Genomic DNA, 24,774 nt, shown 5'->3' on the forward strand with positions numbered 1-24,774 from the left:
CGATGGCCAGCGTTGACAATTTCGGAATTACCATTTCACTACTTCTGCGAACGAAGGATACTCCCGATAGTAACGCTCGTAGACTTGAATCTGATCTTCTTCAAGATCGAATCCCAACTCTTTGACTCGTTTTCGCGTTAGTCCCCCTGGATTTGGCAAAGTTGATTGCAATGCCATTACCTCACGGATTGTCAAGTGAGGTGCGGCGATGACTTCAGTCGGTTGGCACTGCCAGTCCGAGTCACTTATTCTTTGCCATATATTCCCTTGCTTTGGTGCCTCTGGAAGAACGCCACCCACAGTTACCATAGGCGCAGAATCGCGATACACAATCCGAAACGCCGGCACGAATCCTCCCGGCCGCCTAGCGTCAAGAGCCACTGCCTTCATGAATTTCGTGGCAAGGCTTGCCAGCGTTCGCTGCATTCCATCGCCCTTGCACTGTTCCCTGGTCAAGTCCTCAGGAACGACTTCGCCAAACAGATCCTTTAATCTTTCCGGTCGCTCCCTTGCCGTGCCATAGCTTTTCTCATGGGCGTTGAAAGTCGTGAGAACAACTGAGTTCGGTGGTGCTTTTTCAATAATAAGCCGAAGGTCGTCATTTACGCACTCGTCGAAGTACCCGTCGTAGTCAAGCCAGAGGACCCAAGGCCGCGAGGCGAGCTCTTCGTCTTGACAAAGCGACGTGAGAACCTTACTTGATATACCTCGGCGAACTTCTACGGTTGCGAAAGGTGAGTTATATTGGGCGCGTAGGTATCCAACTTCGTCCTTTTCGATAGAAATCATGTCGTCGATTGAGAGAATCTTGTGAGCCATTACAAAATCGACAAACCAGATTGAACCAAATCCAACATACAAAGCACCCTGCACATCCAACCATTTAAAAAGCAATCGAATGCCGTCGAAGACGAGCTGTCGCTGAATGCTCTTGCTAGGCCGAAGTCCATAATTCACGGTATCGAATGATGCCATTTACTCGCCTCCCACCAAGTCGTCGTAGGTGTAGTCGAACGACTTAATGCCTACATTGCGGTTGGTCATAGTGCTCTTCCCAAGCGCGATGGCCAAGTTCTTCATTCTCTCAGTTGTTACCGAATAGTTGACATGGGACATGCGTGGTTTTGAAACGGGAATTAAATTAGGCAACGTAACTTCGGCTCTGCGCTTTACCTGCCCGATAGGTACTGCATCCGCCATCCTTTCCTTGCCTTTCGCCTCGTCGAGAGCTTGCTTTCTCTCATTAGTGTAGGAGGTCCACCGTTTCGTTAGCTCTCTCATCTTAGGTCGGGCGCGTAGGAATACATCAGATGTTACATCGACGCTTCGCTTAGTCGTTGTAAGAGGAAGAGCGCTCGCGTCGCGCGCGGAAAAAACAACAATGCCAAGGAACCCGGCGTATTGGGGATGCCACTTTGGCCAGTTGTCTAATCCCCAACCGGAGACGGTGGTCTTGTCCGCGGCGAGTACAATACGCCCATTGCAAGCTACGTACCAGCCGAACCTATCGTATTCACGGCTGCTGGAATCAATGTCCTCCGGCTCCGACCCTTCCAGAGGCCGTTGGGCCATTCCGCCGACGATTTCCACGCTTACAGACTTGTCATCGTAGTGTTCTCGCATGGGAACGAACTCATGGCTCTGAAGGAGCTCCATTCGTGCGCCGGGGATTCTTTTGTCGTTTACTCTTATATTCAGCCCGCGCTCCATGTGGAGAGCATAGTCCCGAGCAATCATGCGCTCCAATCGCCTGATGAAGGCGGGATTGGCAAACGAAGCAGCGGCTCCAGACGTCAATTTCTTGACCTCGACAATTACCCCATTCTCTTCTTGCAACTCGCATTCGTCGATTTCGAAATCCCAAGGTGGGTCGTCGCTTTCGATCCATTTGGTTACGTCAATGGGCACTGAAAAAGCCATTCTTAAGCCATCGTTTTCGACAAATGTGCTGCGGATACATATCTGCCGACCGATCTTAAAGATGGCGCGTTTCATCCCAATGCCATAGACGCCAATACTGTATTCGTCTGATTGGACGTCCGATCTCCGTCCGAAATTGAACGCGTGGTTGACAGCATCGTCGAGTGTCATCCCACCGCAGTTGTCGCGAATACTGAATGAACTTTCAGACGCGAAGATAGAAATCGAAAACTGCGATAAGTCGGTACTGTCATCAAGAGTCAATGGGGGACTGCCGGAGTTCCGCCACGCGCTGTCTACGCTGTTGTCAATCAGGTCGAGTATGCTGTCCTCAAGCGTGATGTCTCTCGTAATCATCTCCACAAAGAAACGCTTGGTTGGATCTGCGCTAGCTTTCTGCATACCGGGTGTGTTCATCGAATAACTCCTCTTTCCACTGCAACAGAATCAATGTTTCCAATCGGATTCAACCACCTCAGAAATCCAAGTCGGTGTCTCGGAGAATTAACCGTAATTGGTGACGTAGACACGTCCACCGCAATGATCCCCAACCCAGTTCCGAAGTCGGATACTCGGAGTTCGGGTTCCTGCGGCAGGTGCGCCTGGCGTTCCTTATACTCGCTCGATCCACTCATGAGGGAGGTAAGCCTATTCGTTAATCTTGGGTACGCCAAGTTCATTCGCCTGTCCTCAAATGTGCGCGCAATTTCCGGCCCTTGGGGGTCAGTCGGTACTTCTGTTTGCTGCTGCGGGGTTTTTCGGGGATGGTCATCTCAAGCCATCCGGCGTCCGCTAAAGGTGTGAGGACTTGGTCCCGGAACTTGGCACGATTGCTTCTGCCGAACATCTGCATCAGATCTCTGATCGCTTTTTTTTCAGACAGTTACGAACTATTGTGACTTGGTCCCGACTTGGTCCCAACTTGCCAGACTCTACCCGGTATTGGGTTTCCATTTGCCATGTGCCTCCCAGGCACCAAGATGCTCGTCGTGTTGAACCTGTCGCGGAAATGTTGTCGCCACCCAGTCTTCGGTAACTTCAACCCGCGGTTTGAGCCCCGGTGGTCGCGGCACAATTCCAAGATACGGAGGATGCCGCTGCCGATCTGTTCGACCAGCTCCATGCGGTAGAACTTTGCACAGAAGAGCGGCCTTCTGAGCTCGGAGAGCGTTTCTCCGTTCATGTCGGCAATCCCATGCGCCGCAAATGCTCCTCTACCTTCGCGCTGAGTTTGGCGACCTGGCCCTCAAGTTCCGGCAGCGGGTTGGCGTAGCGCACTTCGAGCGCCTGGATGCGCGAGGCGAGTTGCTGGGTCAAGCTTTCCACCTCGACTTCGACGGCGGCGACTATGCTGGCTAGCCACTTGTCTTCGATCAATAGCGTCTTGATCTCTGCTTCCGTGAGCTGCACATATCTTGAGTACACCGAGTGATTGAGTCGATTCTGGGCTTGCTTGTGATCCCGAATTGCATCCCTTTCGCGTTTCATCAAACCGAGGTAATCGTAGAGGGTGTCGATTTCCGGGAATAGGGCTTCCTTGTCCTTGATTCCTTTGCTCCAGTCGCGGTTACCAAATGTTGACTTGGTGATCGATTGGGCCTGCTCGTGCTCGATACTCCCTTCTGGATACGCTTGTAGGATCGCGTCCCTAAGTTCAATTGCTCGTTTCTGAACGTTAGTTTTGGTGATTCCGGACTTACCCTCAAGGCCCTCCAACGCACCATCTTCAGTGCCATGCTGCTCTTCGAAGTCTTCTCTGACTGACTTAAGTTCGGCAACTTTTTCCTGAATTCTGAGCAGATTTTTTTCTTCCCGATGAAAGAAACGGGCAATCACCAAAGCCGCCGGGACAGGCTCACCAACGTACTTGGAACTCTTGATCACGAAGTCCGGTGTTTCCTTCTTGACCGCAAGCCGAACTGTCCTTCCAACTTGCCAACCATCGGCAACCACCAGGTGAACATCGTCCTGCATGACCTCGCCCCAGTAGTCCATTAGGCGCTGATAAACGGCGTAGGGATCAAGCAAGGGCAGGTCGGTGAAGCGTTTTAGCAGGTCTTCAGACAGGTCCTTGATGAGCCTTCCCGGATGGGCATCGCGACCGATTTCCCGAAGACTCGGTTCGTGTGTCGCGCGCCATTCTTCAAGAATATCAGCAACACGCGCCTTGTAGGATGCGAATTCATCATGTTCCAGGATGGCGGGTTTTATCTGCCGTGTTTCGAGCCGGGTATCGCAATATCCGGCGCGGCTGTTCTCCGTAAACAGGGCTTCCCGTAGCGTGGGGAACACATCCCAGTAAGCGGCCAGCGCATCCACGTCTCGCTCGGGAATGCCGCCCCGCAAATGCGCATCAAGGTCGTGCAGATCCTCGGGGTCGCTGACGTCGATATAGCGGGGGATATTGAGGTTGTAATCGTTGGCGGCCGCCGAGATCTCAGTCGTCGGCACCATGCGCGCATAGCCCGGTTCGTCGCATTGCCGTTCGAACACGTCCACGATGCGGTGTATGTCCTGCTCGCGCAAGCGGTTCTTGGCGCCGTCCTTGGTGAATCCTCGGCTCGCGTCGATCATGAAAATGCCCTTGCGGGTGGCGGCGTGTTCCTTGTCTATGACCAGGATGCAGGCCGGGATACCGGTGCCGTAGAAGAGGTTGGCGGGCAAGCCGATCACGCCCTTGATGAAACCGCGCTCGACAAGCTTGCGGCGGATATCGGCCTCGCGGTTGCCGCGGAACAGTACACCGTGAGGCAGAATAATGGCGCCCTTGCCGCCACTCCTGAGTGATGTGATCAGGTGCAACAGGAAGGCGTAGTCACCGTTCTTGGCCGGCGGCACACCGTAGGCGAAACGCCGGTACTCGTCGTTTTCCGGATCAAGCCCGTTGGACCATGCCTTGGTCGAGAAGGGTGGATTGGCGACGGCGAAGTCGAAGGTTTTGAGACTGCCGTTCTGGTTTTCTTTAAACTGCGGGGCGGCCAAGGTATTGCCACGCTTAATCTCTGCCGTCGCATGGCCGTGCAGGATGAGGTTCATCCGCGCCAGCGAGTAGGTGGCATTGTCCATTTCCTGACCATAGACGCTGATGCCGCCGGGCGCTTCATCAGCCGCCTTGAGCAACAGCGAGCCCGAGCCACAGGTCGGGTCGTAAATTGTCTGGTCCTGGCGGGTGTCGGCACCTATGCCCACTACCCGGGCCATAATCCGGGAAACCTCCGCCGGCGTGTAGAACTGTCCCTTGCTCTTGCCGGATTCGGAGGCGAAGTGGCGCATCAGATACTCGTAGGCGTCACCGAGCAAGTCGTCGCCAGCGGCGTGGTTCGCGCGGAAGTTGAGATCTTCGAAAATGGCGACGAGCTTGGAGAGCCGGTCCTGCATTTCCTTGCCGGCGCCGAGCTTGCTCTCGTCGTTGAAATCGGCCTGGTCGATGACACCCTTGAGCTCGTTGGCTTCGGCGAGACGGGCGATGATCTTGTTGATCTTGTCGCCGATCTCCTTGTCGCCCCTGAGCTTGGCCATGTCGACGAAGCCGCCGCCGGTCGGCACTTCGATCAGCGCGTTCGGGTCTCCGGCGTACTTGTCCGAGACGTACTTCATGAACAGGAGCGTCAGCACGTAGTCCTTGTACTGCGATGCATCCATGCCGCCGCGCAGTTCATCGCAGCTTTGCCAGAGCGACGAGTAGAGCTGCGATTTCTTCAGCGCCATCTCTTACCGCGGCGTCCGCCGGGGGGAAGGATGGCTCCCCGGGCCGGACTCGAACCAGCGACCAATTGGTTAACAGCCAACCGCTCTACCTACTGAGCTACCGGGGAAGCGCCGCGCGATTTTAGCCGCAATGGGGTTTTTCAAGCGAGCAAATGGCCGAGGCGGCGCACGGCCTCCTTGAGGTCGTCCATGCCGCAGGCGAACGAAAACCGCAGGTGGCCCTCGGCGCCGAAAGCCGTTCCCGGCACCAGCGCCACTTCGGCTTCGGACAGGATCAGTTCGGCCAGTTCCGTGTCATTCGCCAGGCCTTTGGCCTCAATAGCCTCGCGGGCGTCGGCGAACAGGTAGAAGGCGCCCTGGGTTGGCGCGCAGCGCAGGCCGGGCATGGCGATTATCGCTTGGTAGAGATACTCGTAGCGTTGCTGGAAGGCGTTCCGCATGACCTTGAGCGGCGACTGATCGCCCTCCAGGGCAGCCACCGCGGCCGCCTGCGAAATGCTGCATGGATTGGCCGTGGTCTGGCTGCAAAGCTTGCGCATGCCGGTCACCAGGTCTGCATTGGCGCCCGCGTAGCCTATGCGCCAGCCGGTCATCGCGTAGGCTTTGGAAACGCCGTTCACCGTGACGATCCGGTCGCGCATGTCCGTCCACACCTGTGCCGGCGTGAGCCAGGGCGCACCGCCCCAGTAGATGTGCTCATAGATGTCGTCGGATACCACCACGACCCGCTCGTGCGCGGCAAGCATCTCGCCTAGCGCCTCGAGTTCCGCCCGCGTATAGGCCACTCCCGTGGGGTTGCTCGGGGTGTTGAAGAACAGCATCCGGGTGCGGTCGGTGATTGCCGATTCGATCTGCTCCGGCGTGACCTTGTAGCCGTTTTCGATGCCGGCGGACACGATCACCGGCGTGCCGTCGCACAACATCGTCATGTCGGGATAGGACACCCAGTACGGCGCCAGGATGATCGCCTCGTCGCCTGGGTTCAGCAGCGATGCGCAGGCATTGAAAAGCACCTGCTTGGCGCCGGCCCCGACCGAAATCTGCGCGGGCTCGAATTCGAGTTGATTGTCGCGCGCGAACTTGGTGCATATGGCGCGCTTCAGTTGCGGCGTGCCGTCGGCTGCGGTGTAGCGGGTCTCGCCCGATTCCATCGCCGCTACGGCCGCCGCGCGAACATGCTCGGGTGTATTGAAGTCGGGTTCGCCTGCACTCAGGCTGAGGACATCCCGGCCTGTTGCCCGCAACTCCTGGGCCAGGGACGAAATCGCGATGGTTGCGGAAGGTTTGACCCGCTGGGCGCGTTCGGAAAGCTGGATGGCGGTCATGACAAGGCTCGGTGGCGCTGCGAGGTTGTTATTTTATCGGCGGCGACAGGCCGACCGGGATGCTAGAGTGCGGTCATGGCGGCGGATCGATTCGACCTGCAAGCGGACTTTCAGTTGTCCGGCGATCAGCCCCAGGCTGTGAATGCCTTGTGCGAAGGTCTGGAGGCCGGCCTTGCGCGGCAAACGCTGCTGGGTGTGACCGGCTCGGGGAAAACCTACACTCTGGCCAGCGTGGTGGCCCGTCAGCAGCGTCCGGCTCTGGTGCTGGCGCCCAACAAGACGCTGGCGGCGCAGCTCTACGGCGAGTTTCGCGATTTCTTTCCGCGCAATCGGGTCGAGTATTTCGTGTCGTACTACGACTACTATCAGCCCGAAGCCTACGTTCCGTCCACGGACACCTACATCGAGAAGGACGCTTCCATCAACAGCCACATCGAGCAGATGCGGCTGTCGGCCACCAAGGCGCTGATGGAACGCAAGGACACCATCGTGGTGGCCACCGTGTCGGCGATATACGGGCTCGGTGATCCGGACGCCTATTTCCAGATGATTCTGCACCTGGTGCGCGGCGACCGGGTGAACCAGCGCGACCTGTTGCGACGGCTTGCGGATCTGCAATACACCCGCAACGAGGCGGAGCTTCGGCAGGGCACCTTCCGGGTGCGGGGCGACATTCTGGACGTGTTTCCCGCCGAGGCGGAACGCGAAGCGGTGCGGGTGCAATTGTTCGATGACGAAGTGGAGGATATCCGCTACTTCGATCCGCTCACCGGCGAAATGGGACGCCGCGTTCCACGAGTCACGATCTATCCCAAGACCCACTACGTTACACCGCGCGAAACCCTGGAAGGCGCAGTGGAAAAGATCCGCCGCGAATTACGCGAACGCCTGAGTGCGCTGCGCGCCGAGCAGCGCCTGGTGGAAGCGCAACGCCTTGAACAGCGCACGCTCTTCGATATCGAGATGATGCTGGAGGTGGGCTATTGCACGGGCATCGAAAATTACAGCCGCTACCTTTCGGGCCGGCAGGCGGGCGAGCCGCCGCCGTGTCTGTTCGACTACGTTCCCGCCAACGCTCTGCTGTTCGTTGACGAGAGCCATGTGACGCTGCCGCAATTGGGCGGCATGTTCCGCGGCGACCGCTCGCGCAAGGAAACGCTGGTGCAGTTCGGGTTCCGCCTGCCTTCGGCGCTCGATAACCGGCCCTTGCGCTTCGAGGAATTCGAGAGAATTTCTCCGCAAACGGTCTATGTGTCGGCCACGCCCGGCCCGTTCGAGCACGAACATTCCGACCTGTTGGTGGAGCAGGTGGTGCGCCCCACCGGGCTTGTCGATCCGCATGTTGAGATTCGCCCTGCGTCGCGACAGGTGGACGACGTGCTGTCCGAAATTGCGCTGCGTGTCGAACGCAAGGAGCGGGTTCTGATCACCACCCTCACCAAGCGCATGGCCGAGGACCTCACGGAATTCCTGGAGGAGCATGGCGTGCGCGTGCGTTACCTGCATTCCGACATCGATACCGTGGAAAGAGTCGAGATCATTCGCGACCTGCGGCTGGGAGCCTTCGACGTACTGGTGGGCATCAACCTGCTGCGCGAGGGCCTGGATATGCCGGAGGTGTCGCTGGTGGCGATCTTCGACGCCGACAAGGAAGGATTCCTGCGCTCGGAGCGTTCGCTGATTCAGACCATAGGCCGCGCGGCGCGCAACCTCAACGGTATGGCCATCCTCTACGCTGATCGGCGCACCGGAGCAATTCGGGGCGCGCTGGAGGAAACCGCGCGTCGCCGCCGCAAGCAACTTGCATTCAATCGCGAGCACGGCATAGAGCCGCGCGGGATACAAAAGGACGTGCCCGACATCATGGAAGGCGCGGTGGTCAAGGGCCGCCGCCGCCGCACCACCGCGCGCCGGGTGGCGGAAACGGTTTCGGATTATCGCGCTCTGAGCCCTGAGCAAGTGATGAAGAAGATCAAGCAACTGGAAAAGCGCATGTACCGTCACGCCCAGGACCTGGAGTTCGAGGAGGCGGCGGCGCTGCGCGACGAAATCACGCTGCTGCGCCGGGATGGATTGGGCCTTCCGGGCTCCGGCGAGTCCGCGGCATCCTGAGGCGTCGACGTTCGAAGTTCCGGCCTTTCAAGTCAGTGCTGCGCGCGCGGCCCGGCGGCGGTCGCGCCCCCTATAATCGGTTCAAGCCCCTGTGGTGATGATCGGTATGAAAACCTTGCGACTGATTGCGCCGGCGCTGTTGTTGCTGGCCCCCCTTGTGGTCCATTCCGCGGTCGGCGAGGATGCGGAACAGGATATGGAGCACTTGCGCGAGAAATATGCGAACGTGGACGATGTGCGCGTTACGCCGATACCCGGCCTCTACGAATTGCGCTTCGGCTACCGGTTGGCTTATGTGGATGCGACCGGGCGGTTCGGCTTTCTGGGCTCGGGCGATCTGGAGGACGTTTCAACCGGCGAAAACCTGTCCGAGCAGCGCCGCGCCGGGGTGCGCCGAGAGCTGATGGGAAGCCTCGACGAATGGGACACGCTCGACTTTCTCCCGGAGCAGGCTATCCACGAAGTGCTGGTGTTCACCGATGTCGATTGCGGCTACTGCCGCCGTCTGCACCAGCAAATGGCCGAGTATCACCGTCTGGGCATCGGCGTGCGTTACGCTGCATTCCCGCGCTCGGGACCGGACTCCGACACTTGGGACACCATGCAGGCCATCTGGTGCGCGGACAATCGTTCGGAGGCCCTCACCAGGGCCAAGACCGGCGGTTTCGTACCGCAACGCCAGTGCGACTCGATGGCGGTGGAGCGCCATTTCGCCCTGGGGCGGCAGGTTGGTCTTTCCGGCACTCCAGCCCTGCTGACCGCGGATGGGCGGCTGATCCCCGGCTATGTGCCGCCGGCGCGCCTGGCGGCCATGCTCGCCGAAGCCGAGGACTAGCGGTTTTCGCCGCCACGGGCGGATAGCCGCCCGCTGGCCGTAGAGGCAGGCTCAGCGTTCGAGGTACTGTCGCTTTTCCTTTACTTCGCGCCAGTCGTCGGCGTCCGGCGGCGGTTCCCCGGCTTCGGTGATGACCGGCCATTGCTGCGAAAGCTCGGCATTCAGTTCCAGGAAATCTTCCTGGCCCGGCGGAATCTCGTCCTCCGATACGATCGCATCCACCGGGCATTCCGGCTCGCAGAGCGTGCAGTCAATGCACTCTTCGGGATCGATCACCAGCATGTTGGGCCCTTCGTGAAAGCAGTCCACCGGACACACTTCCACGCAGTCCATCAACTTGCACTTGATGCAGCTTTCCAGAACCAGAAAGGTCATTGTCGTTCGATTTCCCTGAGATTACGCCTGAATGCGCCAATGATATCAATCCGGCGCGCGTGGAGGCACCGTGTCCAGGCTCAGGCCGTTGCTCTCGCTATCCAGATAGCGGCGCAAGGCGATAACGCCGCTGCGGAATGCGATGTCCTCGAAAGGAATGTCGCGCGGCTCGAACAGCTCCACCTCCAGCGACTCCAGCCCCGGCGCGTACTTGCCGTCCAGCAATTCGCCGCGGAAGAAAAAGTGTACCTGGCCCGCGCCCGGCAGATCCACAATGGAAAACAATTCACCCAGGCGCACCTCGGCGCAGGCCTCTTCGCGGGTTTCACGGATCGCGCCCTCGGCAAGCGTTTCGTTCAGTTCCATGAATCCGGCCGGCACGGTCCAGTAGCCGAGCCGCGGGTCGATAGCCCGGCGGCACAGCAGGATGCGTCCTTCATGCTCCGGGACGCAGCCGACCACCGGAATCGGGTTGCGGTAATGCACGAAGTTGCAGACGGGGCATACTTCCCGGGTCCGGTCTTCGCCGGAGGGAATGCGCTGCTGCACGGGCGCGCCGCATTGGCCGCAGAACTTGCTGGGAGGCGCGGGCACGAAATCAGGGCTCCTGGATATGTTGTTGCGGGAGCGCAGGGACAATCCATTGCGCGTCATGGAATGGTGCCGGGAGCGAGACTCGAACTCGCACGGGTTTAACCCCGCCGGATTTTGAGTCCGGTGCGTCTACCAATTCCGCCACCCCGGCGCCGGAGGGGAAGGATACACTAGTGTCCTCTACCTCTTCATTCATGCAACCATTGGCGCAGGAGTCGCATCTACAAGGGCATGTCGGGTTTCGCCAACAGGACTATCGATCCGGCATTTGTTCGCAGCGCGCAGCGCGGCGACATGAAGGCGCACGAAATCATTTTTCGGCAGTTTTCCGACCCGATCTATACGCTCGCCTTGCGGATGACCGGCTCGCCCCCGGCAGCGGAGGACATACTGCAGGAAACTTTCGTGGAAGTGCTGCGGGGCATAGCCAAGTTTCGCGGCGAAGCGTCTCTGGCCACATGGATACGGCGGATCGCCGTTTCCCGCTGCCTGATGCACTTGCGGGCTGCCTGGACCCGCCGCCGCCAACTGTTCTCGGAGATCGTGGGCAATGAAGGAACCTATGAAATTACCGCCGCAAGGGAGACGCCTGAACTGGCCATCGATATCGAGGCCGCGCTCGACAGTCTCCCGCCCACCGCTCGCGCCGTGGTCTGGCTGCACGATGTGGAAGGATTCACCCACGCTGAAATTGCCAGCATGATGAGCAAGACACCCAGCTTTTCGAAATCCCAATTGGCACGCGCCCGCAAGCGGCTCAAGGAACGCCTGGCTCCGGCTCCGGAGTTGGACGACACGCCGGTGCGCCGGGCGGCGAACGCCTGAAGGAGTTGAGATGAACACCAATCCATTCGTACATGGCGCCATAAGCGATAGCGACATCGCTGCGGCGCTGCGATCTCTGCCGGTGCAGAGTGCCCCGCCGGGCGTTTGGCAGCGCGTGTTGGAACGCCATTCTGCCCAGCCTGGGGCGGCCAGCGGACGGCGGCGCTATTGGGGTGGCGGGTTGGCGCTCGCTGCGGGAATTGCCGTGGCGGTGATTGGCGCGCGGCTGAGCCTGGGAATTTTTTCCGGTACGCCGGTGGGTGACGGCGCGGACAATTCGGCTGCGGAAGCCGATCTTGCCGCGAGTTTCCCTTCCGCCGACGATGCCGCGGCCTTTGCTGCGCTGCGTTTGGAAAGCGAACTGGCAGAGATGGATCTGGATGCGCTCATCGCTTTTTCCCAGTTTCAGGAGGAGCGCTTGCGGGCACTCCCGGTTGTTGATTCTGCAAGGCCGGGACAAGTGTTGAAGGTGGACGCATTCGGATTGGCTACCGAGCTTGAGGATCAGATCGCGATTCTGGATGAAGGGCTGATGCCTGCTTCATTGAACGCGCAGGATCCATCGGTGCCGCGCCTGCTGTTGCGCGAGCGGGCGCTGCTGATGGATGATTTGTTTTCGCTGCGGCACGCGGAAGCAGCCCAGGCGGGATATTTTTATGCGGATTTCTAGTGTCGGGGAACCGGCACGGTTTCGCCCACCAATCACAAGGAGACAGGATGATTAGACATTGGGCATTAGCGCCGTTGCTGGCGCTGCTTGCAGTGCCGTTGCAATTGCTTGCGCACCCGCATGAGGAAGCCGCGGATGGCTCGCCTTCATCCGTGCCGGCCCTTCGATTCGCCCCTCCCCAGGAAATACTGCAGGCATTCGGACGCGGTGGGGAGAGAGGCGCGATGCTGGGCATCGGGCTCGGCGGATGGGCGGAAGGCGCCGTTGACGGATTGAACGTGATGTCCGTATCGCCGGGAGGAGGCGCCGACTTGGCCGGCCTGCGCTCCGGCGACTTGTTGATCACATTCAACGGCCAAGGGCTGAGTGCCGAGAGCGGTCAGCAAGCCTACGAGAAGCTGCGCGGCATGTTGACCGAAGTCGAGCCCGGTACCGAAGTCACGATTGGTTACCGGCGGGGCGATCAGGAGTCGGAAGCGCAAGTTGTCACAGGTACCTACGGTACGCTTCGGGAATATCTTTCCCGGGCGCGCATGGCAGAACTCGCCAGGGGATGGGCGAACAGCGCAAATGGCTGGCGGGGAACGGATGGAGACATGGAAGTAGATGTGCGTGTGGAGGTGCCTGGCGGTGGAGAGGTGGGGCGCGTGCTGCAGATGCGGCGCGGCGGCGCCAACACTCTGACTTTTGCGGATATGGCGCGGCGTTTGGGCGGCCTGGAGATCATCGAACTCACGCCGGACCTGGGCGAGTATTTTGGTGCCGAGCATGGATTGCTGGTGGTCAGGGAGCCGGACGACGAGGATGTACCTTTGGAAGCAGGCGACGTTATTCGCAAGATTGGTGGGCGGGAGTTCAAGAACGTCCGTCATGCCACGCGCATTCTGCGTTCCTATGAGCCCGGCGAAGAGGTGCAATTGGACATCCTGCGGCACAAACGCGGCAAATTGGTGAGCTTCCAGGTGCCCGAAAGAAGGCTCGAGCGCATCGGGCGCGGGTTCGGGGGGCGCCCCGCTCTGCGCCCCATGGAACCGCCGCGCACACCCAGGCCGCCGGAAGCTCCGGCAGACTCCAACTGATGCGGGCATTCCCTACAATGCGCGCGTGGGAGCCGAGGACTACGCCTATAACGCGCCGGAAGAACTGACCGCGCAGCAGCCCGCGGAGCGCAGAGGGGCAAGCCGGCTGCTGTATCTGCCGGCGGAAGGCGCTTTGCAGGACCGGCGCTTCCAGGATTTGCAGGACCTGCTTGCTCCCGGGGACTTGCTGGTCGTTAACGACACGTCCGTGATTCCGGCGCGGCTTTTCGGCGCCAAGCCGGGTGGCGCAAGGGTCGAAATGCTCCTGGAGCGTCTGCTTGGGCCGTGCCGGGCGCTGGTGCAGCTAAGGGCCAGCCGCGCCCCGCGCGTGAAGCAGGAATTGCTTTTCGAGGGTGGAGCGCGGGCCTGCGTGACGGAGCGCCGCGGGTCCTTTTTCGTGCTGGAGTTCGACCGCGCTGTGGATGCGCATCTGAAACGTTACGGGCATGTGCCGCTGCCGCCGTATATCCGCCGTCCGGACGCGCCGCGGGATCGCAAGGCATACCAGACCGTGTTCGCCCGCCATCCCGGGGCGGTCGCGGCGCCCACCGCCGGCCTGCACTTCAGCCAGAAGCTGCTCAAGGCCTTGCGCCAGCGCGGCGTCGAGGTCGCCAGGATCACGCTGCATGTCGGTGCAGGCACCTTCAAGCCAGTCAGCGCCGACCAGCTAAAGCACGTGCGGCTGCATCCGGAGGTGATGCAGGTATCCGCCGAGGTGTGCGCTCGAATCGAGCGCTGTCGCCGCGCGGGCGGACGGGTCTGCGCGGTGGGCACTACGGTTGTCCGCGCCCTCGAAACCGCTGCCCGGCAGGGCCAGCTTGAGCCCTACGCCGGCGAAACGCGGCTCTTCATCATGCCCGGGTTCCGGTTTCGGGTGGTGGATTTGCTGGTCACCAATTTTCATCTTCCGGAATCTTCCCTGCTGATGCTGGTCTGCGCCTACGCGGGACGGGAGCGCGTACTCAAGGCTTACGAGCATGCCGTGCGTCAGCGCTACCGTTTGTTCAGTTACGGCGACGCCATGCTTGTGGAACATCGGAGCGAGGCGGCGTGAAGTTCACGGTCAGTGCAACCTGCGGCGCAGCGCGGCGCGGGCGGCTTACCCTTGCGCGCGGGGTCGTCAACACGCCGGCGTTCATGCCCGTCGGCACCTATGGCGCGGTGCGCGCCGTATCCGCGCAAGACCTGCGGGAACTGAAGGCGGAGATCATTCTCGCCAATGCATTTCACCTCATGTTGCGGCCCGGCGATGCGCGGATTCAAGAGCTGGGGGGATTGCATGCGTTTGCGGGCTGGCAAGCCCCCATACTCACCGATTCCGGCGGTTTCCAGGCCTTCAGCCTGGCCAAAGGCAAGGGCATTGACGAACAAGGGCTGGAATTGCGATCTCCCATCGACGGCGCTTTGGTGCGCTTGGGGCCGGAGCGCTGCATGCAGGTGCAGGAGCGGTTGGGAAGCGACGTGCATATGGTGCTCGACGAATGCACGGCTTATCCGGCTGGCCGCGCTGAAGCGGAAACGTCCATGCTGCGTTCGATGCGTTGGGCAGCACGCTGCCAGGCCGCGGCGCAGGATTCCGGGACTCCGGCTGCCGTGTTCGGCATCGTACAGGGCGGCATGCACGCCGAATTGCGTCAGCAATCCGTGGAAATGCTCGAAGAGCTGGGCTTTCCGGGATTGGCAATCGGCGGACTCTCGGTGGGTGAGAGCGCGGTCTTGCGTCAAGCGGTGCTGGAGCAGACGCTGCCGCTGATGCCGGTGGACAAGCCGCGCTACCTGATGGGTGTGGGCAAGCCCGAAGATATCGTGGCGGCCGTGCGGCTGGGGGTGGACATGTTCGACTGCGTGATGCCGACCCGTCATGCGCGCAATGGACAGTTGTTCACACGCCGCGGGGTGTTGCGCATCCGCAATCAGCGATACCGAGATGACTCCGGGCCTGTCGATCCGGATTGTGAATGCCTGACTTGCCGGAATTACAGCCGCGCTTACCTGCGCCACCTTGACGCCTGCGGCGAGACGCTGGGCTTGCGCCTGAATTCGCTGCACAACCTGCACTTCTACCTCGACCTGATGCGGCGCTTGAGAGCCGCTATCGAAGCCGGCACTCTCGATCGTTTTTCTCCCTACGCCGACTGAAGGCTTGCTTCCGCTTCGCGGACTGGACGCGCTTGGCGAGGGCGTTTGGTCGCCTGCGAAAAATGGCAGCCGGGTATGCGATAATTTTCGTCCTGCCACGAACCATCAACGGACTCCTTCGCCATGCTTCTCGACATCCTGATTTCTCCCGCCTGGGCCCAGCAAGGGGGCGAGTCTCCCAGCATGCTGCCGATGATCTTCACCATGGTGCTGATCTTTGCGGTTATGTATTTCATGGTGATTCGCCCGCAAAGCAAGCGCAACAAGGAGCACCGGGCCCTGGTGGCCGGTCTGGCGGAAGGCGACGAAGTGCTGGCCTCGGGCGGCATGGTGGGCAAGGTCATCGCCCTGGCGGAGCAATTCGTGACCCTGGAAGTGGCCAAGGACGTATCCGTAAAGGTGCAGCGCCATAGCGTCAGCGCGGTGCTGCCCAAAGGCACAATCAAGAGCATCTAAGACCCGGCGCGTTTCGCGCCCGCGCGCATGAACCGCTACCCGCTCTGGAAGAACCTGGTCGTTCTGATCGCTGTTGCCGGCGGCTGCTTGATTGCGTTGCCGAATCTCTACGGCGACGATCCGGCGGTATTGATTTCCAGGGAGGACGAGAGCGCCATCAGCGAAGTGGAGGCCGATGCGGCGCGGAGGGCGCTTTCGGTAGCCGGCATCGAGCACCTTGGTGTGGAGCAGCAGGACAACGCGATTCTGATTCGGTTCGCGTCTGTGGATACGCAACTCGGCGCGAGCGACTTGCTGCGCGAGGAATTAGGCGCCGGGTACGTATTGGCGCTCACACTGCTGCCGCGCACACCGCAGTGGCTTGCCGCCTTGGGCCTGAAGCCCATGAATCTGGGCCTTGATTTGCGCGGCGGGGTGCATTTCCTGTTCGAAGTCGATACCGGGACAGCGGTCCGCCAGCGCGTTGAAGGCTATGCGGACGACTTCAGCCGGCAGCTCCGCGACGCCGGCATCCGGCGCAGCGTGCAGGCACAGAATGACCGTGTGCGCGTGGATCTGCGTGACGCCGATGATCTCGATCGCGCCGAGGATCTGCTCGCCGAACTGGAGCCCGAACTCGACTTCGAGTCGGGTTTCGACGGGACTGCGGCATGGATTACCGGCAGCCTCGGCGACGCGCGGCTGCGCGAGTTGCGCGACAACGCCATTAGCCAGAACATCACGACCCTGCGCAATCGTGTCAATGAATTGGGGGTTGCGGAGCCGCTGGTGCAGCGCCAGGGGCTGGACCGTATCGTGGTGCAGCTTCCCGGGGTACAGGACCCGGCGCAGGCTTCTCGCATCCTGGGCTCGACGGCCACCGTGGAGTTTCGCCTGGTGTGCTATGACGAGAACCAGTTCGAGGCGGCCCGGCTCGGCCGCGCCCCTATCGGCTGCGAACTTTTCTATGACGAGCTCGGACAGCCCTATCTGCTGCGGCGCGCCGTGATTGCCGGCGGTAAGCAGCTCGTGGATGCGCGGCAGGGTTTTTCGGAGGACGGGCAGCCGGCGGTACACGTGGCGCTGGATGGCCGCGGTGCGGACGCGATGCTCGAAGCTACCCAGGAAAACCTGCAACGGCCCATGGCAGTGCTTTTTATCGAGAAGAAGCGCGGACAAGCTACGGATGGCGGTGAACCCATAGTCCGCGAAGAGCGCAAGGTGATCAACGAAGCGACCATCCGAGGCGTGTTTTCCAGCCGCTTCCAGATTACGGGCCTGAACATCGTGGAAGCCCGCGATCTCGCGCTGTTGTTGCGGGCCGGTGCGCTTGAGGTGCCGATCTTCAAGGTGGAAGAGCGCACTGTGGGGCCGTCGCTGGGCCAGGACAACATCGATCAGGGCATGCGCGCCATCATTGCGGGTTTGCTGCTCGTGGTGCTGTTCATCAGTCTCTACTACCGCGTGTTCGGAATGATAGCCACGCTCGCGCTGGGCGCGAACATGATGCTCATAGTGGCGCTGTTGTCGCTCCTGCAGGCCGCGCTCACGCTGCCGGGCATTGCCGGCATCGTGCTGACCGTGGGCATGGCGGTGGACGCGAACGTGCTGATATTCGAGCGAATCCGGGAAGAACTGCGCAACGGCAACTCGCCACAGGCCAGCATCCGCGCCGGCTACGATAAGGCGCTGGTGACCATCGCCGACGCCAACATCACTACTCTGATCGCCGCGCTGGTGCTGTTTACCTTCGGAACCGGCCCGATCAAGGGCTTTGCGGTAACGCTGTCGCTCGGCATCCTCGGGTCGATGTTCACCGCGATCGTGGGAACGCGGTCGGTCGTAAACCTGATCTACGGAGGGCGGCGATTGAGCCGCCTGGCGGTCTAGCCGGCAATCATGCAACTGCTGCGTTTGCGCCGCGAGATCGACTTCTATGGCCGCCGCCGGCTGGCCACGTTGGTGTCGCTGCTCCTGATTGCCGTATCCGCTGCCTCAATGGCCGTGCGCGGTCTGAACCTGGGCATCGACTTTACCGGCGGGGTGCTGCTGGAGGTCGGTTATCAGCAGGACGCGGACTTGGGGACGATTCGGTCGCTGCTGGCGGGCGCGGATTATGAAGATGCCCAAGTGCAGAACTTCGGGGCTGCCCGCGATGTGCTGATCCGGGTTTTTCCGCGCGAGGGCGTTGATGCGCAAGGGCAGGGTGACGAGTTGCTGAACGTCTTGCGCAGCGGTGGCGATCAGGTTGAACTGCGGCGCGTGGAGTTCGTGGGGCCGCAGGTGGGCGCGGAACTCACGGAACGCGGCGGTCTGGCGGTGCTGTTTGCGCTGGTGATGATTCTGCTCTACGTGATGTTGCGGTTTCAGTGGAAATTCGCTGTTGGGTCCGTGGCGGCGCTGGCCCACGACGTAATCATCATTCTGGGTATTTTTTCGGTATTCCAGCTTCCCTTCGACCTCACCATCCTGGCCGCAGCGCTGGCAGTGATCGGCTACTCCTTGAACGACACCATCGTGGTGTTCGACCGCATTCGCGAGAATTTTCGCCGCATACGCTCCGGCGACGCACAGGCCATAATGAACACCTCGGTCAACCAGATGCTGGGGCGCACCATCATTACCAGTCTGACCACGCTGCTGGTACTGGCGGCCCTGTTCGTGCTCGGCGGCGAGACGCTGAAGGGGTTTTCCGCCGCCCTGATCATCGGCGTGGTGGTCGGAACCTATTCGTCGATCTACGTTGCCGGTACCACGGCTTTGGCGCTTGATGTGGGTATTGCGGATCTGTTGCCGCCCAAGAAGGATACCGGGCAGGATGGCGCTGTGACCTAGAAATAAATAATATTAACAACTAATAGTCGCTATTATCTAAAAGAATCTTCAAATAACTTTCTGAGTTCTGTATAAACCTTGGGCGTGCCGGCAAGAACATGCCCGGACTGCAGGCAATCGGTATCCGGCTGCAGGCCAGAGATCCAGCCGCCCGCCTCCTCGATGAGCAAGACGCCCGCGGCGATATCCCAAGGCTTCAGGCCGAATTCCCAAAAGCCGTCCAGCCTGCCGGCCGCCACATAAGCCAGGTCGAGAGCCGCGGCGCCCGGCCGCCGCACCCCGGAAGTGCGCCGCATCACCTGGCGCAGCATCCGCATGTAGATGTCCACCCATTGCAGATTGCGGCGATAGGGAAAGCCCGTGCCGATCAAGCTACCGGCCAGGCTCTGCTGTTTGCTGACGCGGATACGCCGTTCATTCATGCGCGCACCGCCGCCGCGCATGGCGGTGAACATTTCCTGCCGCAAGGGATCGTAGATAACGCCCAATTGGAGCTCGTCTCTGCGGCGTAAAGCCACCGACACGCAGAACACCGGGAAGCGGTGAATGTAGTTGGTGGTGCCGTCCAGCGGGTCGATGATCCACTCGTAATCGCTGTCGCCGCGCGCACCGCCTTCCTCCCCGAGAAAGGCGTGGTCCGGATAACCGCTGCGAATATGGTCCACGATGATGCGTTCCGCGGCCTCATCGACTTCGGTCACCAGTTCGTTGGGGCTCTTGCTGCGCACGGTCAGCGATTCGATGCGGTCGGCGTAACGCAGTGCCATGTCGCCGGCGCGCCGTACGGCGGAAGTCGCGGTGTTGAGCAGGGGCATCATGGCGGTGCGTAACCGGAGTGAGTGGTTTGGAGGGCGGGCGGCTTCGGTGGCGCCGGCCGGCCGGGAAAGTTATGCCGGCAGTGAGGCGGGCTTGACCAGACCCGGAGCGCTGCCATCGGCGGAAGCGAGCCGCGAGAATTCCTCGTAGCGGTCCATTTCCATTGGAAATTCCTCAAGCGTGTCCGGGTGCCAGACGCTGCGCGGCAGCAGGTCCAGGTCGCCTCCATAGACGTGCAGCGCGACTGCCGGATGATCGGCGGCGCATTCGGCTACGTGAATGTCGTTCGCTTGCATCAGGAACACCGAGCCGGCTTCGAGCAAAACGTCTCCCTTACGCACAAGCCCGTGAGTGCTGCAGCGCCGATACAGCGTGTTTCTCTCCCTGCCGCTCAGCATCAGGATGGCTGCCCAGGTGGCATGATCGTGCGGCGGCGTGCGCAAGCCGGGACAAAAGCAGATGCGCATCATCGCCAGGTTGGGAGAACGATAGAAAATCTGCCGGTCGGGGGCCTCCTCCGGCGTACCGCAGGCGCAGAAATCAAGGGCTGCATGCACTTCGTCCAGACGCTCGCGCAAAGTACCAAGCATGCGCCGCATCGACTCGCAAGGGTTTGGACCTCGCGCCGCTCGTGCCCCCTGTTCAACCAGATCGAAAACGTGCAAACCGGAACCTCGGAGAGGACTTCCCCAAAAACGCTATTGTAATCAAAACGAATTGGTATGCTACGCAGCCCAGCGCAAGCCCCCGGGCCATGACCTTTCACCCCTCGAGCAAGCAGCAAATGTCCGGCTCCGAAACGATTTACATGGATTACGCGGCTTCCACACCGGTGGACCCGCGGGTGGCCGCGCGCATGAGCGCGCTGCTACGCCAGGGGCCGTACGCCAATCCCTCTTCGCCGCACGCGCCCGGCACGGCGGCAAGGCGGCTGGCTGCCGAATCCGCGGCTCAGGTGGCTGCGCTGGTGGGCCTGAGCGCCGAAGAAATCGTGTTCACTTCCGGCGCCACCGAGTCTATCGGCTTGGGCGTTATCGGCGCGGCCCGCTTCCGCCGTGCCGAGGGGCGGCACGTTATAACCGGCCTGAGCGAGCATCCCGCGGGCTTGAATTCCTGCTTGGCCCTCAAGCGCGAGGGTTTTGAAGTGACCTGCCTGGAACCGGATCAACACGGCGTGATAACCCCGGATGCGCTGCGCGCAGCCCTGCGCAGCGACACGGTTCTGGTTTCGCTGATGCATGTGAACAACGAGATCGGCGTGGTCCAGGATGTGACGGAATTCGCCGCCATCTGCCGGCGCCATGGCGCCTGGCTGCATGTGGACGCGGCCCAGAGTGCCGGCAAGCTGCCGCTCGATATGCAGGCGCAGCAAATCGATCTGCTCTCGCTTACCGCGCACAAGATTTACGGGCCCAAGGGCGTGGGCGCGCTGTGCATCAATCGCCAGCGCATTCCGCGCATAGAGCCCCTGTTGTACGGCGGGGGACAGCAGCGCGGCCTGCGTCCGGGAACACTGCCGACGCACCAGATCGCCGGGCTGGGTCAGGCCTGCGAACTCGCCGTGCAAGACATGGAGGCGCAGACCAAGCGTGTCGGCGCGCTGCGGGAACGGCTCTGGGAGGGGTTGTCCGCGTCCGGCGGCGTACTGCTCAACGGCGCCGGCGCCGAGCGCGTACCCGGCATTCTCAGCGTAAGCGTGGAGGGCGTGGAGTCCAGCAGTCTGCTGAAAGCACTGGACGGAATTATTCTGTCACTGGGCTCGGCGTGTTCGCGTGCCGGCGACGAACCTTCCGCAGTGTTGCGGTGTCTCGGCCGTCCACCGCTGCTGGCGGCTAGTACGCTGCGTTTCAGCATCGGAAAGTTCACTACGGAGAAGGAAATCGACAAAGTACGCAAGATATTTGGAAAAAGTGTGGCTGCATTACGCGCTCTGGCTGACGAAGAGCCTGCTTTAGGGCCAGGTTCGGGCCATATCACTGTGGGCGAAGCCGGCCGGCGTAATTCAGGAACCTGGGTGCGGCTGGAAGCACGCTGGGACGGCAATGCGGCTGTGGAGACTGCGTTCCGGGTGCTGGGGCCGCCGCTGCTTCAAGAGGCGGCGCGCAGCGGCGCAAGTGCGTTGAGATCGATGGGCATGCAGCTCAAGGTGGCTGAGTGGGCGCGGCAGGTGGACGATGTCCTGGCGCCGCCGCCAGAAGCGCGGGCACTGCTTCTGTGTGCTCGCGATGCCTTGCAAGCTTGCCTGCGGGGCAGAGATAATTGGCGGTCGGGCACATCAGAATGAGGTTGATTGCATGAGCTTGCGGCTTACTCCTCGTGCCGAGGCCAGAGTGCTTGAGTATCTGCGGCGCCGTGGCGGCGGCGTGGGTCTGCGCGTCGGTGTTACCGAGACCGGCTGTTCCGGCTATTCCTACGTTCTCGATTACGCCGACGAGGTGGGTAGCGATGACGTGGTGATGCGGCAAAACGAATTAAGTATCGTTGTGGCGCGGCAGTGTTTGCCCTTGTTGGAGGGCACCGAAGTGGACTTTGTTCAGAAAGACCTGAACGAGCAGTTCGTGTTCGCCAATCCGAACGCGGCCGGAGAATGCGGCTGCGGCGAAAGTTTTACGGTATGAGCGAGCGGACACTGTCGATTATCAAGCCCGACGGTGTGGCGCGCGGCCTGATCGGCGAGATCTACAAGCGCTTCGAGGCATCGGGTCTGCGCATTGTGGGCGCCCGCATGGACTGTCTTGATGAGAACAGGGCACGCGCGTTCTACCGCGTGCATAGCGAGCGGCCGTTTTACGACAGCTTGGTGGCCTACATGACTTCGGGACCCATCATGGTGCAGGTGCTTGAAGGCGACAATGCGGTGCAGCGTAATCGCGACCTGATGGGCGCCACGGACCCGGCCCAGGCGAATGCGGGCACGGTGCGCTCCGACTACGGCGAGAGTATCGAACGCAACGTGGTGCACGGTTCGGACGGCCTCGGCTCCGCCAGGGAGGAAATCGACTTCTTCTTCCGCCCGGACGACCTGTATTCGCGCTAGGGCTTCGCAGGCCCCAGGTTCCGATGCCGGATGCCTCATCCTTGCTGGGTTTGCCAAGAGGCGAACTGGAAAGCTGGTTCGTCGCGCAAGGCGAGGCGGCCTTCCGCGCCCGGCAGTTGATGCGCTGGCTATATCGCCGCGGCGAGCTGGAGCCGCTGCGAATGACGGACATGACCCTGGCCTTGCGGGAATCGCTGAGCGCTTCCGCCGGGTTGGAACTACCGCCCATCGTGCGCCGCCAGCGCTCGTCGGATGGCACCCGCAAGTGGCTGCTGGATGTGGGCGGCGGCCAGGTCGTCGAAACCGTCTTCATCCCCGAGCCAAACCGCGGTTCCCTTTGCGTCTCCTCGCAGGTCGGCTGCGCCGTGAATTGTCCGTTCTGCGCCACCGGCCAGATGGGGTTCAGCCGCAATCTGAGTGCTGCGGAGATCGTGGCGCAGGCGCTTATCGCGCGGCGCGAACTGGAGCCGGAAGGCCGGGGCATCACCAATATCGTGTTCATGGGCATGGGCGAGCCGCTCGCGAATCTTCGCGAAGTGACTCGCGCCGCCTCGATATTCGTGGACCACTTGGGACTGGGTCTGTCGCGGAGGCGCGTGACCCTGAGCACCAGCGGCATTACGCCGCGCATCGCCAAGCTCGCGCAGGTGTCCCGGATAGCGCTCGCTTTGTCCCTGCATGCGCCCACCGACGCTCTCCGCAATCAACTGGTGCCTTTGAACAAGCGCTACCCGCTCGGGCCTCTGCTTGAGGCATGCTGGGACTATGCCCGCGCCACGCAGAGCCGTGAAGTGACCTTCGAATACGTCATGCTGGATGGCGTGAACGATCAGCCCACGCAGGCCAGGACGCTGGCCGGCCTGCTTCGCAATCGACCGGCCAAACTCAACCTCATACCGTATAACCCGGTTCGCGGCACGCCGTTTCGCTGTTCGCCGCCGCGCGCTATTGACCGGTTTCGGCAAACGCTTCTGGATGCCGGGGTAATGACGATCACGCGCAAGACTCGGGGCGACGATATCGACGCCGCCTGCGGGCAATTGCGCGGCACGGTGCACAACGGTATGAGCGTCCCGGCCGACATGAGGGCGCGGGCATGAGGGCCGCGGCGGTATTGGCGCTGGGCCTGCTGGCCGCCGGCTGTCAGGCGGGCCTGACAGCGAATCAGCAAGCTGCCGCGCTGAATCTGGAACTGGGCGCTTCCTACCTTCGGCAGGGGCGCCTGGAACTGGCTCGCGACAAGCTGCTGCGCGCGTCGCGGCAGGACCCGCGCTCGGCGGAAGCCCACCGCGTGTTGGGGATGGCCTACGAACGCCTGGGCGACGCGAGCGGAGCGGAACAGCACTACGGGCAGGCCGTGCGCCTGGCGCCGCGCGACGTGGAGGCACTCAACAGCTTTGGAGTGTTCCGCTGTCGGCAGCCTGGGACGAACCGCCAAGGGCTCCGGCTGCTGCGGCGCGCGGCCGAAAATGCGCCCCCCGACAGGCGCGCCTCGGTGTACGCTAACGGCGGACTGTGCGCGCTGGCCGGGGGCGGAGGCGACGCCGCAGAGTGGCTTCGGCGGGCGTTGGAACTGGACCCGGGCCAAAATCATGCGCGCATGCTTCTTGAGCGCCTCGAAACAGGCAACTGAGTAGGAGAATTATGGAGATGGCACAGGCAACCTCAACGTCTGCCAGCACCTTCGGAGAGCGGCTGCAATCCGCGCGCCGGGCCCAGATGCTAGCGGTAGAAGACGTGGCACAGGAACTGAGGCTGTCGCCGGATGCCATCAACGCACTGGAGTCCGGGCAAATCGAGATGTTCGGTGCGCACGCCCACGTGGTCGGCCACCTGCGCTGTTACTGCAAGCTTTTGGATATCAGCGCCGATGAATTGCTGGTCGATTACAGCAGCAAGTATCCGGATTGGCGCCGCTTGCCGGCCAAGGTGGGACTGGCGCCATCGCGTATCCAGCGCTGGGGGCGCCTGAAGCTGGTGGCCTGGATTCTTGGCATTGCGGCGTTCATCCTGATTGCCTACCAGTTTTGGGGCGGTCTCGTTCTGAGCTGGTTCGCGGACTGAGCAGC

At 61.4% G+C, this 24,774-nt stretch carries 25 protein-coding genes and 2 tRNA genes; 16 read left to right on the forward strand and 11 right to left on the reverse strand.

Annotation, left to right across the window (positions count from 1 at the left end; translation table 11 throughout):
- Nucleotides 1-27: 27 nt before the first annotated feature.
- From ACWCOO_RS05155 to ACWCOO_RS05180, 6 genes are all read right to left on the reverse strand, one after another.
- The gene (locus tag ACWCOO_RS05155; RefSeq protein ID WP_446831884.1) at nt 28-975 is read right to left on the reverse strand and encodes an O-methyltransferase; all 948 of its coding nucleotides are present in this window, start codon (nt 973-975) and stop codon (nt 28-30) included.
- The gene (locus ACWCOO_RS05160) at nt 976-2,337 is read right to left on the reverse strand and encodes an ATP-binding protein (RefSeq protein WP_446831885.1); all 1,362 of its coding nucleotides are present in this window, start codon (nt 2,335-2,337) and stop codon (nt 976-978) included. It abuts the gene before it with no gap.
- Nucleotides 2,338-2,596: 259 nt separating this feature from the next.
- Entirely contained in the window at nt 2,597-2,773 is a 177-nt protein-coding gene (locus ACWCOO_RS05165) for a Fic family protein (RefSeq protein WP_446831886.1), read from the reverse strand.
- A gap of 326 nt (nt 2,774-3,099) precedes the next feature.
- Nucleotides 3,100-5,628 (reverse strand): type I restriction-modification system subunit M, encoded by a 2,529-nt coding sequence (locus ACWCOO_RS05170; protein WP_446831887.1) that lies wholly within the window; start codon nt 5,626-5,628, stop codon nt 3,100-3,102.
- Between the two features lie 31 nt (nt 5,629-5,659).
- Nucleotides 5,660-5,735, reverse strand: a tRNA-Asn gene (locus ACWCOO_RS05175).
- A gap of 33 nt (nt 5,736-5,768) precedes the next feature.
- Entirely contained in the window at nt 5,769-6,953 is a 1,185-nt protein-coding gene (locus ACWCOO_RS05180; protein ID WP_446831888.1) for a pyridoxal phosphate-dependent aminotransferase, read from the reverse strand.
- A gap of 75 nt (nt 6,954-7,028) precedes the next feature.
- Here ACWCOO_RS05180 and uvrB point away from each other — a divergent pair, with 75 nt between their 5' ends.
- Nucleotides 7,029-9,065, forward strand: a complete 2,037-nt coding sequence (gene uvrB / locus ACWCOO_RS05185; protein WP_446831889.1) for an excinuclease ABC subunit UvrB — start codon at nt 7,029-7,031, stop codon at nt 9,063-9,065.
- A gap of 97 nt (nt 9,066-9,162) precedes the next feature.
- Entirely contained in the window at nt 9,163-9,900 is a 738-nt protein-coding gene (locus tag ACWCOO_RS05190) for a DsbC family protein (protein WP_446831890.1), read from the forward strand.
- Nucleotides 9,901-9,951: 51 nt separating this feature from the next.
- Here the strand turns inward: ACWCOO_RS05190 and fdxA are convergent, their stop codons facing one another.
- From fdxA to ACWCOO_RS05205, 3 genes are all read right to left on the reverse strand, one after another.
- Nucleotides 9,952-10,275, reverse strand: a complete 324-nt coding sequence (gene fdxA / locus ACWCOO_RS05195) for a ferredoxin FdxA (RefSeq protein ID WP_446831891.1) — start codon at nt 10,273-10,275, stop codon at nt 9,952-9,954.
- Nucleotides 10,276-10,320: 45 nt separating this feature from the next.
- Nucleotides 10,321-10,929 (reverse strand): NUDIX hydrolase, encoded by a 609-nt coding sequence (locus ACWCOO_RS05200; RefSeq protein WP_446831892.1) that lies wholly within the window; start codon nt 10,927-10,929, stop codon nt 10,321-10,323.
- Between the two features lie 4 nt (nt 10,930-10,933).
- A tRNA-Leu gene (locus ACWCOO_RS05205) sits at nt 10,934-11,020 on the reverse strand.
- Between the two features lie 80 nt (nt 11,021-11,100).
- On the opposite strand from ACWCOO_RS05205, the gene ACWCOO_RS05210 reads away from it, so the two are divergent.
- The 8 genes from ACWCOO_RS05210 (at nt 11,101) to secF (ending at nt 18,852) form a co-directional block, all read left to right on the forward strand.
- Nucleotides 11,101-11,694: an RNA polymerase sigma factor gene (locus ACWCOO_RS05210; RefSeq protein WP_446831893.1), complete on the forward strand. Its 594-nt coding sequence runs from the start codon at nt 11,101-11,103 to the stop codon at nt 11,692-11,694.
- A 10-nt stretch (nt 11,695-11,704) separates the two neighbouring features.
- Nucleotides 11,705-12,364 carry a hypothetical protein gene (locus ACWCOO_RS05215; RefSeq protein ID WP_446831894.1) on the forward strand — a complete coding sequence of 220 codons (660 nt, stop codon included), beginning with the start codon at nt 11,705-11,707 and terminating at the stop codon, nt 12,362-12,364.
- Nucleotides 12,365-12,411: 47 nt separating this feature from the next.
- On the forward strand, nt 12,412-13,443 hold the full coding sequence (locus ACWCOO_RS05220) for a PDZ domain-containing protein (protein ID WP_446831895.1): 1,032 nt from the start codon (nt 12,412-12,414) through the stop codon (nt 13,441-13,443).
- Between the two features lie 25 nt (nt 13,444-13,468).
- Nucleotides 13,469-14,497 carry a tRNA preQ1(34) S-adenosylmethionine ribosyltransferase-isomerase QueA gene (gene queA / locus ACWCOO_RS05225; protein ID WP_446831896.1) on the forward strand — a complete coding sequence of 343 codons (1,029 nt, stop codon included), beginning with the start codon at nt 13,469-13,471 and terminating at the stop codon, nt 14,495-14,497.
- Nucleotides 14,494-15,582 (forward strand): tRNA guanosine(34) transglycosylase Tgt, encoded by a 1,089-nt coding sequence (tgt, locus tag ACWCOO_RS05230; RefSeq protein WP_446831897.1) that lies wholly within the window; start codon nt 14,494-14,496, stop codon nt 15,580-15,582. Before queA ends, tgt begins: the two co-directional genes overlap by 4 nt.
- Before the next feature lie 123 nt (nt 15,583-15,705).
- Nucleotides 15,706-16,038, forward strand: coding sequence for a preprotein translocase subunit YajC (gene yajC, locus ACWCOO_RS05235; protein ID WP_446831898.1), 333 nt, complete (start codon nt 15,706-15,708; stop codon nt 16,036-16,038).
- Nucleotides 16,039-16,065: 27 nt separating this feature from the next.
- Nucleotides 16,066-17,907, forward strand: coding sequence for a protein translocase subunit SecD (gene secD / locus ACWCOO_RS05240; RefSeq protein ID WP_446831899.1), 1,842 nt, complete (start codon nt 16,066-16,068; stop codon nt 17,905-17,907).
- A gap of 9 nt (nt 17,908-17,916) precedes the next feature.
- Complete coding sequence (gene secF / locus ACWCOO_RS05245) at nt 17,917-18,852, forward strand: protein translocase subunit SecF (RefSeq protein WP_446831900.1); 936 nt, start codon at nt 17,917-17,919, stop codon at nt 18,850-18,852.
- A gap of 32 nt (nt 18,853-18,884) precedes the next feature.
- Here the strand turns inward: secF and ACWCOO_RS05250 are convergent, their stop codons facing one another.
- Nucleotides 18,885-19,670, reverse strand: coding sequence for an inositol monophosphatase family protein (locus ACWCOO_RS05250; RefSeq protein WP_446831901.1), 786 nt, complete (start codon nt 19,668-19,670; stop codon nt 18,885-18,887).
- Between the two features lie 69 nt (nt 19,671-19,739).
- Nucleotides 19,740-20,258: a hypothetical protein gene (locus tag ACWCOO_RS05255; protein ID WP_446831902.1), complete on the reverse strand. Its 519-nt coding sequence runs from the start codon at nt 20,256-20,258 to the stop codon at nt 19,740-19,742.
- A 194-nt stretch (nt 20,259-20,452) separates the two neighbouring features.
- On the opposite strand from ACWCOO_RS05255, the gene ACWCOO_RS05260 reads away from it, so the two are divergent.
- The 6 genes from ACWCOO_RS05260 to ACWCOO_RS05285 are packed head-to-tail and all read left to right on the forward strand — an operon-like array spanning nt 20,453 to nt 24,769.
- Nucleotides 20,453-21,952: a cysteine desulfurase family protein gene (locus tag ACWCOO_RS05260; protein WP_446831903.1), complete on the forward strand. Its 1,500-nt coding sequence runs from the start codon at nt 20,453-20,455 to the stop codon at nt 21,950-21,952.
- 10 nt (nt 21,953-21,962) lie between these two features.
- Nucleotides 21,963-22,286, forward strand: coding sequence for a HesB/IscA family protein (locus ACWCOO_RS05265; RefSeq protein WP_446831904.1), 324 nt, complete (start codon nt 21,963-21,965; stop codon nt 22,284-22,286).
- Nucleotides 22,283-22,705 (forward strand): nucleoside-diphosphate kinase, encoded by a 423-nt coding sequence (gene ndk, locus ACWCOO_RS05270; protein WP_446831905.1) that lies wholly within the window; start codon nt 22,283-22,285, stop codon nt 22,703-22,705. Before ACWCOO_RS05265 ends, ndk begins: the two co-directional genes overlap by 4 nt.
- A gap of 23 nt (nt 22,706-22,728) precedes the next feature.
- Nucleotides 22,729-23,805 carry a 23S rRNA (adenine(2503)-C(2))-methyltransferase RlmN gene (rlmN, locus tag ACWCOO_RS05275; protein ID WP_446831906.1) on the forward strand — a complete coding sequence of 359 codons (1,077 nt, stop codon included), beginning with the start codon at nt 22,729-22,731 and terminating at the stop codon, nt 23,803-23,805.
- Nucleotides 23,802-24,338, forward strand: coding sequence for a tetratricopeptide repeat protein (locus ACWCOO_RS05280; RefSeq protein ID WP_446831907.1), 537 nt, complete (start codon nt 23,802-23,804; stop codon nt 24,336-24,338). The genes rlmN and ACWCOO_RS05280 overlap by 4 nt, the downstream gene beginning before the upstream one ends.
- 11 nt (nt 24,339-24,349) lie before the next feature.
- A complete protein-coding gene (locus tag ACWCOO_RS05285; RefSeq protein ID WP_446831908.1) occupies nt 24,350-24,769 on the forward strand; it encodes a helix-turn-helix domain-containing protein in 420 nt (139 codons plus the stop codon).
- Nucleotides 24,770-24,774: the final 5 nt, after the last annotated feature.

Source organism: Candidatus Foliamicus sp. (assembly GCF_965221325.1).
Lineage (GTDB): Bacteria > Pseudomonadota > Gammaproteobacteria > Steroidobacterales > Foliamicaceae > Foliamicus.

Coding starts and splice junctions, on each gene's coding strand:
- ACWCOO_RS05160 (WP_446831885.1), bottom strand. CDS start 2,337: ATGAACACACCCGGTATGCAGAAAGCTAGCGCAGATCCAACCAAGCGT.
- ACWCOO_RS05170 (WP_446831887.1), bottom strand. CDS start 5,628: ATGGCGCTGAAGAAATCGCAGCTCTACTCGTCGCTCTGGCAAAGCTGC.
- ACWCOO_RS05260 (WP_446831903.1), top strand. CDS start 20,453: ATGTCCGGCTCCGAAACGATTTACATGGATTACGCGGCTTCCACACCG.
- ACWCOO_RS05165 (WP_446831886.1), bottom strand. CDS start 2,773: ATGCAGATGTTCGGCAGAAGCAATCGTGCCAAGTTCCGGGACCAAGTC.
- ACWCOO_RS05280 (WP_446831907.1), top strand. CDS start 23,802: ATGAGGGCCGCGGCGGTATTGGCGCTGGGCCTGCTGGCCGCCGGCTGT.
- yajC (WP_446831898.1), top strand. CDS start 15,706: ATGCTTCTCGACATCCTGATTTCTCCCGCCTGGGCCCAGCAAGGGGGC.
- ndk (WP_446831905.1), top strand. CDS start 22,283: ATGAGCGAGCGGACACTGTCGATTATCAAGCCCGACGGTGTGGCGCGC.
- ACWCOO_RS05210 (WP_446831893.1), top strand. CDS start 11,101: ATGTCGGGTTTCGCCAACAGGACTATCGATCCGGCATTTGTTCGCAGC.
- uvrB (WP_446831889.1), top strand. CDS start 7,029: ATGGCGGCGGATCGATTCGACCTGCAAGCGGACTTTCAGTTGTCCGGC.
- ACWCOO_RS05190 (WP_446831890.1), top strand. CDS start 9,163: ATGATCGGTATGAAAACCTTGCGACTGATTGCGCCGGCGCTGTTGTTG.
- secF (WP_446831900.1), top strand. CDS start 17,917: ATGCAACTGCTGCGTTTGCGCCGCGAGATCGACTTCTATGGCCGCCGC.
- ACWCOO_RS05200 (WP_446831892.1), bottom strand. CDS start 10,929: ATGACGCGCAATGGATTGTCCCTGCGCTCCCGCAACAACATATCCAGG.
- ACWCOO_RS05215 (WP_446831894.1), top strand. CDS start 11,705: ATGAACACCAATCCATTCGTACATGGCGCCATAAGCGATAGCGACATC.
- ACWCOO_RS05265 (WP_446831904.1), top strand. CDS start 21,963: ATGAGCTTGCGGCTTACTCCTCGTGCCGAGGCCAGAGTGCTTGAGTAT.
- rlmN (WP_446831906.1), top strand. CDS start 22,729: ATGCCGGATGCCTCATCCTTGCTGGGTTTGCCAAGAGGCGAACTGGAA.
- ACWCOO_RS05250 (WP_446831901.1), bottom strand. CDS start 19,670: ATGATGCCCCTGCTCAACACCGCGACTTCCGCCGTACGGCGCGCCGGC.
- secD (WP_446831899.1), top strand. CDS start 16,066: ATGAACCGCTACCCGCTCTGGAAGAACCTGGTCGTTCTGATCGCTGTT.
- ACWCOO_RS05255 (WP_446831902.1), bottom strand. CDS start 20,258: ATGCTTGGTACTTTGCGCGAGCGTCTGGACGAAGTGCATGCAGCCCTT.
- ACWCOO_RS05180 (WP_446831888.1), bottom strand. CDS start 6,953: ATGACCGCCATCCAGCTTTCCGAACGCGCCCAGCGGGTCAAACCTTCC.
- ACWCOO_RS05155 (WP_446831884.1), bottom strand. CDS start 975: ATGGCATCATTCGATACCGTGAATTATGGACTTCGGCCTAGCAAGAGC.
- ACWCOO_RS05285 (WP_446831908.1), top strand. CDS start 24,350: ATGGAGATGGCACAGGCAACCTCAACGTCTGCCAGCACCTTCGGAGAG.
- fdxA (WP_446831891.1), bottom strand. CDS start 10,275: ATGACCTTTCTGGTTCTGGAAAGCTGCATCAAGTGCAAGTTGATGGAC.
- ACWCOO_RS05220 (WP_446831895.1), top strand. CDS start 12,412: ATGATTAGACATTGGGCATTAGCGCCGTTGCTGGCGCTGCTTGCAGTG.